The organism is Bariatricus sp. SGI.154 (genome assembly GCF_050313795.1).
GTDB lineage: Bacteria > Bacillota > Clostridia > Lachnospirales > Lachnospiraceae > CAMBRQ01.
Genome location: NZ_JBNPMC010000001.1, coordinates 259251 through 272390, shown reverse-complemented (window position 1 = coordinate 272390; position 13140 = coordinate 259251). Strand labels below are relative to the sequence as shown.

11 protein-coding genes are annotated in these 13140 nt (G+C 42.9%); 9 read left to right on the top strand and 2 right to left on the bottom strand.

The features are described from left to right. Positions 1–3 precede the first annotated feature (3 nt). From ACQRBN_RS01375 to ACQRBN_RS01350, 6 genes are all read left to right on the top strand, one after another. Positions 4–843: a CvfB family protein gene (locus ACQRBN_RS01375; RefSeq protein ID WP_427737116.1), complete on the top strand. Its 840-nt coding sequence runs from the start codon at positions 4–6 to the stop codon at positions 841–843. A 48-nt stretch (positions 844–891) separates the two neighbouring features. Beyond that, a complete protein-coding gene (locus ACQRBN_RS01370) occupies positions 892–1131 on the top strand; it encodes a polya polymerase (protein WP_427737115.1) in 240 nt (79 codons plus the stop codon). Positions 1132–1259: 128 nt separating this feature from the next. Then, complete coding sequence (locus tag ACQRBN_RS01365) at positions 1260–4733, top strand: DNA polymerase III subunit alpha (protein ID WP_427737114.1); 3474 nt, start codon at positions 1260–1262, stop codon at positions 4731–4733. A 74-nt stretch (positions 4734–4807) separates the two neighbouring features. Next, positions 4808–5785: a 6-phosphofructokinase gene (pfkA, locus tag ACQRBN_RS01360; RefSeq protein WP_427737113.1), complete on the top strand. Its 978-nt coding sequence runs from the start codon at positions 4808–4810 to the stop codon at positions 5783–5785. A 248-nt stretch (positions 5786–6033) separates the two neighbouring features. Next, complete coding sequence (gene murI, locus ACQRBN_RS01355; protein WP_427737240.1) at positions 6034–6849, top strand: glutamate racemase; 816 nt, start codon at positions 6034–6036, stop codon at positions 6847–6849. Between the two features lie 8 nt (positions 6850–6857). Next, on the top strand, positions 6858–7304 hold the full coding sequence (locus tag ACQRBN_RS01350) for a DUF1934 domain-containing protein (protein ID WP_427737112.1): 447 nt from the start codon (positions 6858–6860) through the stop codon (positions 7302–7304). 83 nt (positions 7305–7387) lie between these two features. Here ACQRBN_RS01350 and ACQRBN_RS01345 read toward each other — a convergent pair whose 3' ends face one another. Beyond that, the gene (locus ACQRBN_RS01345; RefSeq protein ID WP_427737111.1) at positions 7388–7828 is read right to left on the bottom strand and encodes a hypothetical protein; all 441 of its coding nucleotides are present in this window, start codon (positions 7826–7828) and stop codon (positions 7388–7390) included. A gap of 203 nt (positions 7829–8031) precedes the next feature. On the opposite strand from ACQRBN_RS01345, the gene cls reads away from it, so the two are divergent. Both cls and tig read left to right on the top strand, forming a co-directional pair. Then, a complete protein-coding gene (cls, locus tag ACQRBN_RS01340) occupies positions 8032–9462 on the top strand; it encodes a cardiolipin synthase (protein ID WP_427737239.1) in 1431 nt (476 codons plus the stop codon). 281 nt (positions 9463–9743) lie between these two features. Next, the gene (tig, locus tag ACQRBN_RS01335) at positions 9744–10799 is read left to right on the top strand and encodes a trigger factor (protein ID WP_427737110.1); all 1056 of its coding nucleotides are present in this window, start codon (positions 9744–9746) and stop codon (positions 10797–10799) included. 62 nt (positions 10800–10861) lie between these two features. Here tig and ACQRBN_RS01330 read toward each other — a convergent pair whose 3' ends face one another. Next, positions 10862–11749 carry a LysR family transcriptional regulator gene (locus ACQRBN_RS01330; RefSeq protein ID WP_427737109.1) on the bottom strand — a complete coding sequence of 296 codons (888 nt, stop codon included), beginning with the start codon at positions 11747–11749 and terminating at the stop codon, positions 10862–10864. A gap of 165 nt (positions 11750–11914) precedes the next feature. Between ACQRBN_RS01330 and ACQRBN_RS01325 the strand changes: the two genes are divergently transcribed. Beyond that, on the top strand, positions 11915–13123 hold the full coding sequence (locus ACQRBN_RS01325; protein WP_427737108.1) for an ABC transporter substrate-binding protein: 1209 nt from the start codon (positions 11915–11917) through the stop codon (positions 13121–13123). Positions 13124–13140: the final 17 nt, after the last annotated feature.

The window sequence follows — 13140 nt, the reverse complement described above, 5'->3', positions numbered from 1 at the left end:
GAGATGGCATTAGCAGATAATTTGGGAAAAAAAGTAAGATTGATGGTAGTAAAAGAGGTGGAATTCGGTGTCTACCTGGGAAATAGCCAGGAGAAGGTTCTCCTTCCAAAGAAACAGGTTCCAAAGGGAATTGAACTCGGTGATCCGGTGGAGGTATTCTTATATAAAGATTCTTCGGACAGGCTGATCGCTACCACTAATGAGCCGAAGATCACTTTAGGAGAACTGGCGGTACTGAAAGTTGCAGATACGGGAAAAATCGGCGCATTCTTAGACTGGGGGCTGGAAAAAGACCTGCTGCTTCCATTCAAAGAGCAGACTGCAAAGGTAAGAAAAGGAGATGAGGTACTGGCTGCCTTGTATATTGATAAATCCGGCAGACTCTGTGCGACCATGAAGGTATATGATAGACTGCGTACAGATTCTCCATACCAGAAGGATGATCAGGTGACGGGAATTGTCTATGAGATCAGTGATAATTTTGGTGTATTCGTGGCAGTGGACAATTGCTATTCTGCATTGATTCCGAAGCGCGAGGCATTCGGGAATCTGAAAGTGGGAGATAAGGTACATGCCAGGGTTGCTAAGGTGAAAGAGGACGGGAAACTAGATCTTGCTGTGCGTGAGAAAGCATTTATGCAGATGGATGCAGACGCGGATATGGTCATGAAGAGAATCGAAATGTATGGCGGCAGGCTGCCATTTACCGATAAGGCAGACCCGGAACTGATTCAGAAGGAATTTGGATTAAGCAAGAATGCATTCAAACGTGCGGTAGGTCGTCTGTTAAAAGAAGGAAAGATAGAAATTTGTGAAAAAAATATTGAAAAACGAAGCAGATAGGTTATAATTAAGGCGAAGGAATGAAATCAAAAAAGGAGACTGTTGAAGATGAAAGTACAGAACATTACGAACATTGATAAGTTTTTTAGCGTAGTTGACGATTGCAAAGGTAAAGTAGAGTTAGTTACAGGTGAAGGAGACAGACTGAACTTAAAGTCTAAGTTATCTCAGTACGTATCTATGGCTAATATCTTCTCTAACGGAGAGATCCCGGAATTAGAGATTATTGCATATGAGAAGGAAGATATCGACAGACTGATTAAGTTCATGGTAAATGGTGATAACTAATTCAGAGTGAATGTGGACCAAGAGAAGGTGTTCCTTATGCGGGAGCACCTTTTTGTGTATCGTAGACGAGCCGAATTATGAATGGCATGTACGAACACTTGTCCAATAACAATTAAGAAGGAGTAATTATGAGTTTTGCACATCTTCACGTCCATACAGAATACAGTCTGCTGGACGGCTCTAATAAGATAAAAGAATGTGTATCCAGAGTAAAAGAACTGGGAATGAACAGCGTGGCGATTACAGATCACGGTGTCATGTTCGGAGTCATCGACTTCTATCGCGCGGCGAAGGCGGCAGGGATTAAGCCGATTCTTGGCTGTGAAGTCTATGTGGCTCCAGGCTCTCGGTTTGATAAAGAAGCAACGGGAAGTGGTGACGACCGATATCACCATCTGGTTCTGCTTGCCGAGAATGATCTGGGATATCACAATCTGATGAAAATCGTATCCAAAGGATTTACCGAAGGCTATTATTATAAACCTCGTGTGGATCTGGAGGTGTTAAAGGAATTCCATGAAGGAATTATCGCATTAAGTGCCTGCCTGGCAGGAGAAGTACAGAAGAATATCCTGCGTGGAATGTACAGTGAAGGCAAAGAAGCGGCGCTGCGTTATCAGGAGATATTTGGAGAAGGGAACTTCTTTCTGGAATTGCAGGATCATGGGATGCAGGAGCAGAAGATGGTGAACCAGTCTTTGCTTCGCATGTCTCAGGAGACAGGGATCGAACTGGTGGCGACCAACGATATCCATTATACTTACGCAGAAGATGAGAAGCCTCATGATATCCTTCTGTGTATTCAGACGGGGAAGAAATTGTCCGATGAGAACCGTATGCGTTATGAAGGCGGGCAGTACTATATCAAATCTGAGGCTCAGATGAGGGAACTCTTCCCATATGCGCTTCAGGCTTTGGAGAATACGCAAAAAATCGCAGACCGCTGTAATGTGGAGATCGAGTTCGGTGTTACGAAACTGCCGAAATTCGATGTGCCGGAAGGATATACCTCCTGGGAATATCTGCAGCATCTGTGTTATGAAGGGCTGGAAAAGCGGTATCCGAATTCGGATTCTTCTTTAAAAGAGCGGCTGGAATACGAATTGTCAGTGATCAAGTCCATGGGCTATGTGGATTATTTCCTGATTGTGTGGGATTTTATCAAATATGCGAAAGATCATGATATTATGGTTGGTCCGGGACGTGGATCGGCGGCGGGAAGTATCGTCGCCTACTGTCTGGAGATTACCAGCATTGATCCAATTAAGTATCAGCTTCTGTTCGAGCGTTTCCTGAATCCGGAGCGTGTGTCTATGCCCGATATTGACGTAGACTTCTGCTTCGAACGCAGGCAGGAGGTCATTGATTACGTGGTGGAGAAATACGGAACCGACCGGGTGGTTCAGATTGTTACTTTCGGTACGCTGGCAGCAAAAGGTGTACTCCGGGATGTAGGAAGAGTTATGGACCTTCCTTATGCTTTCGTGGACAGTATTGCGAAGATGGTGCCAAAAGAATTGAATATCACGCTGGAACGCGCGCTGGAGATGAATTCGGAACTTCGCAAATTGTACCAGGAGGATGAACAGGTACGGGAATTGATTGACATGTCTAAGAGGCTGGAGGGTCTGCCAAGACATACTTCTATGCATGCCGCCGGTGTGGTCATCTCTCAGAAATCAATTGATGAATATGTGCCGTTATCTCTGGGATCGGATGGTGCCGTGACGACACAATTTACCATGACAACGTTGGAGGAGTTAGGGCTTCTTAAGATGGATTTCCTGGGGCTTCGTACTCTGACGGTGATTCAGGATGCCGCGAATCTGGCAAGCGAAAGTGAAGGAAAGAAAATTGACATTCATAAGATCGACTATGATGACAAGAAGGTACTGGAGTCTATTGGAACCGGTAAGACGGATGGTATCTTTCAGTTAGAGAGCGGCGGTATGAAAAGTTTCATGAAGGAACTTAAGCCACAGAATCTGGAGGATATTATTGCGGGTATCTCCCTGTACCGGCCAGGACCGATGGATTTCATCCCGCAGTATATTAAAGGAAAGAACAATACAGAGAGTATTACCTATGACTGTCCGCAGTTAGAGCCAATCCTTGCGCCGACTTATGGATGTATCGTCTATCAGGAGCAGGTTATGCAGATTGTACGTGACCTGGCAGGATATACGTTGGGGAGAAGCGATCTTCTGAGGCGAGCCATGTCCAAGAAGAAGGGCGATGTCATGAAGAAAGAGCGCCAGAATTTCGTATATGGGAATACTGAAGAGGGAGTGCCAGGATGTATCGCCAATGGAATCAGCGAGAAGATTGCTAATAAGATCTATGATGAGATGATAGATTTTGCCAAGTATGCGTTCAATAAGTCGCATGCGGCGGCTTATGCAGTGGTGGCATATCAGACGGCATGGCTGAAATACTATTATCCGGTAGAGTTCATGGCGGCGCTTATGACCTCCGTAATCGATAATCCGGGCAAGGTGTCAGAGTATATCTATACCTGCCGGCAGATGGGAATTGAGATTCTGCCGCCGGATATCAATAAAGGAATGGGTAATTTCTCTGTAGATAATGGAAATATCCGGTATGGACTTGCTGCAATTAAGAGTATCGGAAGACCGGTCATAGGTGCAATCATAGAAGAGCGCAAGATCAGAGGGGAGTTCAAGAATCTGAAAGATTTTATTGAGAGACTCTCCGGTAAAGAGGTCAATAAGCGGACGATAGAGAATTTCATTAAGTCGGGAGCATTTGACAGTCTTGGAGGAACCAGAAAGCAGTTCATGATGATCTATGTGCAGATTGTGGATCAGGTGAATCAGGAGCGCAAGTATTCTATGACGGGGCAGATGTCTCTGTTCGACCTGGTGGGTGAGGATCAGAAGGCAGAATTCGATATCCCTCTTCCGAAGGTGGGAGAGTATGAGAAAGAGACGAAATTGGCATTCGAAAAAGAAGTGCTGGGCGTGTATCTAAGCGGGCATCCTATGGAAGAATATGAAGAGAAGTGGAGAAAGAATATTACCAGAACAACACTTGATTTCCAGTTGGATGATGAGACGGGAAGGACCAAGGTGCATGACGGAGCCAGAGAGATCGTGGGCGGCATGATTACGTCGAAGACCATTAAGTATACGAAGAATAATAAGACGATGGCATTCATTACGCTGGAGGATCTGGCAGGTTCCGTCGAAGTAGTGATATTCCCAAGGGATTACGAGAAGAATCAACAGTATCTGAATGAAGAGGGAAAAGTATTTATCAAAGGAAGGGTATCAGAAGAAGATGAAGCAGCGAGCAAATTGATCTGTGAGACGGTGATTCCATTTGAACAGACCAAGAGGGAACTGTGGCTTCAATATGCTGATAAGGCGGCATATCTTGCCCAGGAGCAAGAACTTTTTGATATGCTTAAAGATTCGGATGGACAGGATACTGTCGTAATCTACTGTAAAAAAGAGAAGGCGGTAAAACGGCTTTCGGCGAACAGAAACGTGAATGCTGACCGGATTCTATACAGCAAATTGACGAATTATCTGGGCGAATCTTGTGTAAAAGTAATCGAAAAACCCATTGAAAACATCTAGTAATTAATGTAAAATGTTGCTCGAGAGAGGTAGATAGTAAATTATCAAACTATGAATACGATGGAGGAATGATCATGGCAGGCAAAGTAATACGAACAATTGGTGTATTGACAAGCGGTGGCGATGCGCCGGGAATGAATGCAGCAATCCGTGCAGTAGTAAGGACAGCATTGGGAAAAGGTCTGAAAGTCAGAGGTATCAGAAAAGGATATCAGGGACTGTTAGACGAAGAGATTATTGATCTCTCCGCAAGAGACGTATCTGATACAATCCAGCGCGGTGGAACAATTCTGCAGACGGCACGCTGTCCGGAGATGCGTACCGAAGAAGGACAGCAGAAAGCAGCAGCAATCTGCAAAAAGTATGGAATTGACGGACTTGTAGTAATCGGAGGAGATGGTTCTTTCGCCGGAGCACAGAAACTGGCTCACTATGGAATTAACACAATCGGAATTCCGGGAACGATCGACCTTGATATTGCATGTACAGAATATACAATCGGTTTTGACACAGCCGTTAATACAGCAATGGAAGCAATCGATAAAGTGCGTGATACATCTACTTCCCATGAGAGATGTTCAATCATCGAGGTTATGGGTAGAGATGCAGGATATCTGGCATTGTGGTGTGGTATTGCCAATGGCGCAGAGAGTATCCTGATGCCGGAAGAGCATGACTTTGACGAGTCTGCAATCGTAGCTGATATTCAGGAATGCAGAAAGCGTGGTAAGAAGAATTATATCATTATCAACGCAGAAGGAATCGGCGGATCTATCGAGATGGCTAAGAGAATCGAAGAAGCAACCGGCATGGAGACCAGAGCAACCATCATCGGACACATGCAGCGTGGCGGAAGCCCGACATGTAAGGATAGAGTATATGCATCTATCATGGGCGCAATGGCAGTTGACCTTCTGATTGCAGGAAAGACAAACCGTGTTGTTGGATACAGACATGGACAGTATGTTGACTTCGATATCGACGAAGCACTTGGCATGAAGAAAGAGATTCCGGAGTATCAGTATGAAGTTGCGAAGGAACTCGCACTGTAGGGTGGAATTTATTGAGATAATGTGATGTTGGGAGCGGACGGCAGAGGGGAATGCGACAGGTGCGTATAGAACCGGAACATTTCGTTAAGAATCCGTTAGCAGGAAAAGAGCCATAACTTGGAAATCGAGTTATGGCTCTTTTCCTGCTAACGGATTCTAAAATTCCCACTTTTACCTTGAAATTATAGGACACAAACGTTACAATGATTAATACGAATGGATAGATAAAGGAGATCATTATCGTGGAGATGAATTCTAAGGGGACGGCTCCTATCGGAGTCTTTGATTCTGGGGTGGGTGGTCTGACTGTAGCAAGGGAGATTATGCGTCAGCTGCCTCAGGAGAATATTGTATATTTTGGGGATACGGCCAGAGTGCCATATGGAAGCAAGTCTAAGGATAATATCATCCGGTTTTCCAGACAGATTATTCGGTTTCTGGAGACGAAGGATGTGAAAGCAATCGTTATTGCCTGTAATACGGCAAGTGCTCTGGCGCTTGATACGGTGAAGGAAGAGTTCGATATTCCGATTGTTGGAGTGATCGTGCCGGGAGCAAGGGCGGCGGTTCAGGCAACGAAGAATGGGAAGATCGGAGTAGCGGGAACAGAAGCCACGATACGAAGCGAGACTTATACAAAGGTGATCCGGCAGATGAAGCCGGAGGCTTCAGTGATTGGAAAGCCCTGTCCACTGTTCGTGCCATTGGTGGAAGAAGGCTTTGCCAAGCATAAGATTACGGAGGAAGTGATTGATATCTATCTGTCGGATATGAGAAAGACGGATATCGATACGATGATTCTTGGGTGTACCCATTATCCGCTGTTAAGATCCAGGATTATGGAATATTTTGGAGAACGGGTACATATTGTGAATCCGGCTTATGAGACCGCAATGGATCTGAAGGCGGTCCTTGCAGAGCAAAATATTGCGAACGAGTCAGGAGAGTCCGCAACTTATGAATTCTATGTAAGTGATGCGGCAGAGAAGTTCGCGCATTTTGCCAATACGATCCTTCCTTATGACGTGACGGCAGCAAAACAGATCAATATTGAAGAATATTAGGTGATTCTATGACGAAAGATGTATTATTGAGTATATCGGGACTTCACTATGATACGGCAGGGATAACAGATGAAGATGAGAATGAGCCGATTGAAGTGATCACCCCGGCGATGTATTATTATAAGAATGGGAAGCATTACGTCATCTACGATGAACTGGTAGAGGGGATGCCAGGAACGATTAAGAATAAGATTCGGATTGCAGAGGACGGCAAACTGGAGATTATGAAAAGCGGTCTGTCCCATGCCCATATGATTTTTGAGAAAGATAAGATCAATATGACTCAGTATGAGACACCTTATGGTGAACTGCTGGTGGGTACTCATACCAAGGATATGCAGGTAGAGGTGACGGAGCAGAATATAGACGTTCATGTGAATTATGCATTGGACGTCAACAGCGAGATGATCGCAGACTGTAATATTACGATGAATATCAAGGCGTTAGAACATTAGACAGAAAAAACGGGTAAGAAACATTAGATGAGTCATCAGTTTCTTGCCCGTTTTAATACTCTTTTAAATCCAGTCTTGTTATTTTACTTATTACGTAATCTTGCGAAGAGGCCTTTTTTCTTCTGTGGTGTCTCAAGCGGTCCTCTTAAGCCTTTCACTTCGGTTATGTAGATACCACTTACAGTTGCCTTTACTTCCTTCTTAACAGGAATCAGTGGATAAATCTGCGCGTCACACATCAGAGTCATGATCTTAGGTCCAACCTTCGCCTTTACAACCGGTACCTTAGAACGACGAAGATACTTCGGTGTATTCTCCAGAACAACGGCCGGCAGATTGGCATCTTTCAGCTTCATCTTGCCTTTATCAATGATCAGCATCGATACAGTCTGTGCAACAGCATCTAACTGAGCCTGTTGTTCGGCCTGCTTTTTCTCTGCTTTTTTTCCTAAGAAATATAACACGACACATGCAATGATTAAGACGATTAAAATAACAAGCATTACAATAGTAACCTTACTCACAGCGAACCTCCTAAAAAACTATTTTTCTCAAATTACATTGTAACATTCTTTCTCAGCAAGTGCAAGAGATTTGCGATTTTAGGGTTACTTTTCCTGAAAAGAAAATGTATACTATATATGTAGGTAATGAACAGTTCATAATAAGGAGGGGGAGAAAGGTGCTTCAGACAATAGTAGGCGGAATTGTTGGAACATATGGATGGATGCTGGATCATCTGTTCCTTATTAATATAGTTTTTACGTTGATCATCATATTCTTTCAGCGGAGGAATCCCACAACGGTGTGGGCATGGCTTTTGCTTCTGTATTTTATTCCCGTATTGGGATTCGTGTTATACCTGATTCTGGGACAGAATTTCCGAAAAGACCGGATGTTCAAGATGAAAGAGATCGAAGGTGAGATTAAGTATGCCGTACGAAGGCAGGAGGAATCCATCTATCGGAAGAAGTTACGGCTTCGAGACCCGGAACTGGATCGCTTCAAGCGGCTGATCCTCTATAATCTGAACGAAGGAGAGGCAGTACTGACCGATAATAATGATATTCGCATCTATACAGACGGCAGGGAGAAATTCAACGCCCTGCTATCCGAGATGGATCATGCAAGGAATTATATCCACATGCAGTACTACATTATTCGCAACGATGAACTGTGGAAAGAGATTGAAGAGGTATTGATTCGCAAGGCAAGACAGGGCGTAGAAGTCAGAGTCCTGTTCGATAGTATGGGATGTAGAGGGATGCACCATTCTGACTGGGTGCGGCTTCGAAAAGCCGGAATTGAAGTGGCAGAATTCTTCCCGGCGGTTCTGGGGAAATTACAACTCCGTGTGAATTATCGTAATCACAGAAAGATTGTGGTCATAGACGGAAGAATCGGATTCGTCGGCGGTTTTAATATAGGGCGCGAATATCTGGGGAAGAACAGGAGATTCGGGTACTGGCGGGATACACATATCTGTATCGAAGGCTCGGCGGTCACATCCCTTGCAGTCCGGTTCGTGCTGGACTGGAATTATGCGGCTGGAGAGAATCTCTTTCTGGAGGACCGACTCTTTGAGATCCCGACATATCTGCGGGGTGGCCGTGATCCGGTGCAGATTATCTCAAGCGGGCCTGACTCCCATAGCCAGGAGATTCGTAACAATTATCTGCGGCTGATCCATATGGCAAGGAAGAGCATCTATATCCAGACGCCGTATTTCATTCCGGACGATGATATCCGGGATGCGCTGGAGATTGCGGCCAAGTCCGGCATTGATGTGCGTATTATGATTCCGTGCAAGCCGGATCATCCATTCGTATACTGGGCGACCTATTCTTATCTGGGAGAGATGATTGAGGCAGGAGCAAGATGCTACACGTATGAGAATGGTTTTCTTCATGCAAAATGCATGTGTGTAGACGGACTGGTTACCTGTATGGGAACAGCCAATATGGATATTCGAAGTTTCAGCCTGAATTTTGAAGTAAACGCGGTGATATACAGTACAAGGACGACAGGGAAACTGATGGAAGCATTTGAAAATGATATTACGAAGAGTACGCTGGTAACCCGCAAAAAATATGAACAGAGGGATTTTATCATCCGTTTTAAAGAGCAATTTTGTAGACTGTTCTCGCCGGTATTGTAAAGAAACGAGAAATTCGTAACAGTTCAGCCCGCGCCATTCGCAAAACGCATCTGCGATGCTTCTCCGCTGCTACGCAGCTCTTTTTGCTCATAAAATGGCGCTCTGCTCATAAGCCGGATTGTGTGTTCATTCATGCAAGCATGATTCGCCCACAATCCGGCTTATGGCTGAACTGTTACGAGAAATTCGTGAAATAAATGTGAAAAGTCTATGAAAGTTCCGGCGAATATGCTATAACATATTAGTATGTAACTATGTAACATGATGAGGTGTAAAAGAATATGAAAAAGAAAATAGTAATGATATTAACAGGCGTTGCAGCATCATCTATGATTCTGGCAGGCTGTTCTAAAAGTGCAGGATTGGAGACGGATGAACTGACAATCTCCAAGTACAAGGGTGTTGAGGTGGATCAGGTAGAGAAGCCGGGAGAGATTACAGATGAAGATGTTGAGAATGCAATCCAGGCAACCCTGCAGACCAATGCGACGACCATAGATGTTACCGATCGCGCAGTACAGGACGGCGATACTGCGACGATTGATTTCGTTGGTAAGATCAATGGTGAAGAGTTCGAGGGAGGATCTTCTACGGATTATCCACTTGTAATCGGCTCCGGAACATTTATTGACGGGTTCGAAGACAGTGTAATTGGTCATAGTATCGGAGAAACTTATGATTGGGCCGGTGCATTCCCGGAAGACTATAGCAATGCCGACTACGCAGGCAAAGAAGTTGTATTTACAATTACGGTAAAATCCATCAGTCAGCAGGAGGTTCCGGAATTGACAGATGAATTCGTGAAAACCGTATCAGAGAAATCTAAGACTGTGAAAGAATACAAGAAGGAAGTTAAAGCGCAGTTAGAGGAAGATGCCAAGACAAACTATAACAGTGATCTTAGCCAGAGTGTATGGCAGGCGGTTCTGGATAATACAGAGGTTAAGAAGTATCCGGATAAGGAAGTAAGTGAGATCTCAGATTCTTTGATCGAACAGTATAAGACGGCAGCAGAGTACTACGGACAGGAATACGAAGACTTTATCCAGACGAATATGGGATATGGTCTTGAAGAGTTCGAGAAGCAGGTGGACGAGGCTGCCAAGGCAAGCGTAAAGCAGACCATGGTAACAACTGCGATTGCGGATAAAGAGAAGATCAAGTTAAGCGATGAGGCATATGAGGAACAGCTTAAGCAGATGGCAGAGGATTATGGCTATGCCGATGTTGATGCATTGAAAGAATCTGCGGAAGAAGATGATCTGAAAGAGATTGCACTGAATAATCTAGTGAAAGAATGGCTGATTGAACATTGTATTCAGGTGGCAGATAAGTAGAATAATAGATAGAAAAGGAGATTACGTGAAAGTAATCTCCTTTTCTATTCTATGAGGAAGTTTTATTTTTGTAAACTATGTATGTAGTTAGTTGTAAATTGCATAAATGTTTGAGCCAATGGAGATACTATAGTTTTTTTTCTGTAAATAAAATCAATATATCGTGTGTAATTAAAATCTGGAATATCAATAATCTTTAATTCAGGTGAATAAAAATACTGATAGTGATCACGTGGAAGCATAGCAATTCCAAGATTTTCTTTTACGGCATTAATCAAAGCAAGTGCACTGCTACTTTCATAAAAAGAGGTTACAGATAGGTTGTGATTTGAAAAATATGCATTTACCATTTCACGTGTAGGACAAAGTTTTTCGCGCAGTAAGAGATTTTCCTGGATTAACATTTCGGCAGTTACATTTTTCTGATAAGCCAAAGGGTGGTCTTTATGACAGACAGCAACAATTGGAGAATGATATACTTCTTGATGTTGAAAGTCTGGTATGTGAGAAGTACCTTCCATAATACATATGTCGATTTCCCCATTTGCTAATAACGGTTCCAATATCTCGGAAGAATCAATAGTTATATTAAAAATACATTGAGGGTTCTGTCTTTTAAATTCTTTGATAATTCTAGGTAAATATAATTTCCCAAATGCAATGCCTGTACCAATGCGAAGAGTAGTATTTATTTTTTTATTGTTAATACTAGTAGTAATATCGTCAATTAAGGACAAAATACGAGTACCATATGCATAAACTTCCTGACCATATTCGGTTAGTGAGAGATGTTTTGATGAACGGTCAAAAAACTGGACGCCATATTCATTTTCAAAGTCTCGAATAGCATTGCTGATGGAAGGTTGAGAAATATAAAGTTTTTGTGCGGCAGCAGTCATAGAGCCATACTGGCATACAGTAATAAAAATAGTTAGCTGTCTGATATTCATAAAATGCCTCTTTTCAAGATAATTTCGATCTGAACTATAACTAAAAGGCTATAGTTCTAATTAAATAATAGTATTTTACATTGAGTTTTGCAAGAAGTAAAATGAAATTAGTTATAACAAGTAAATATTTCAATCAGATTTAGGAGAAAGGAAGGTCGAAAGAGAATGAAGAAACTATTAGCGGTTTTATTGGTAACGGTTATGTTGGTGTGTGGTTGTGGAACTTCGGGAGATTCAGATGGAGCAGACAGTACTGAGGCAAAAGATGAAGCAGCCGTAAGCATTTCAGAAGAAGAACTGTCAGAAGTATGGGATAGTGTTAAACCATACTTTGAGGGGATTGACGCACTTGATGAGGAAGTAACCATTCGATATGGAGATGGAGTAGGATATCAGTTGTCGGTTCCAATCTATGTTGCATGGAAATCAGGAGCATTGAAAGAACTTGGTGTCAATTTGGAATGGTATCCGTCTGCATCAGGTCCATTGCGTGTAGAGGCTATCGCTGCAGATGAAATTGATTTATTTGGTACAGGTTTTGGAGGAATTGCTATTGGATGTGCTCAGGGGTCGATAAAAATGCTTAACTACATTAACGACGACTCTGTTGTCCAAAAGTTTTATGTAAAAAAAGATGATCCGCTTGCCGCTGCTGATTATAATAAAGCGGGATTCAGAGGTTCAAAAGAGGATTGGAAAGGCAGAGAGGTATATATGCAGTCAGGAAGTACTCTTCAGTATCTGCTTGGTGATTCATTAAGTAAGATTGGATTGTCTCTGCAGGATGTTACTCCGGTTTATATGGATCAGCCAAACGTAAATGCAGCAATGTTTGCGGGAAAAGGCGAAACATGGGGAGTATGGAATTTTCAATGTTATGATGCAACTCTTGAAGAAGAAGGTTTTGTGCCGGTTATTGAAGGCTATGATGTGGGAATTAATCTTGTAACAGGTTACGGAACAAGTGAGAAGGCATGGTCTGATCCAAGTATTCGTGCAGGTATCGAAAAAATACTTGAAGCACATTATGCAATATTGGATTGGATGATGGATTCTGATGAAAATATGGAATTTGCTGCAAAAGCCTTGACTTATTGGGGAGAAGCAGAGGGGACAGCTGTGCCGTATGAAGAGAATCTAGCTTATCTGCAAGAGACACATTATTATACCTTGGAAGAAAACCATGAATATTTCACGGAAACAGTAGAGAATAATTATGGAACAATGTTCAAAGCATTAGATATGGCAATGGGAGCAATGGATTTTTATATCAGCCAGGGGAATTATCAGGAATCTGATAGAAAATATATGATTGAACATCAGGAAGATCTTTTTACTGCTGAAGGATTGGAATATGTAAATTCTGTTCGATAAAATTTAAGAAGGGGAAA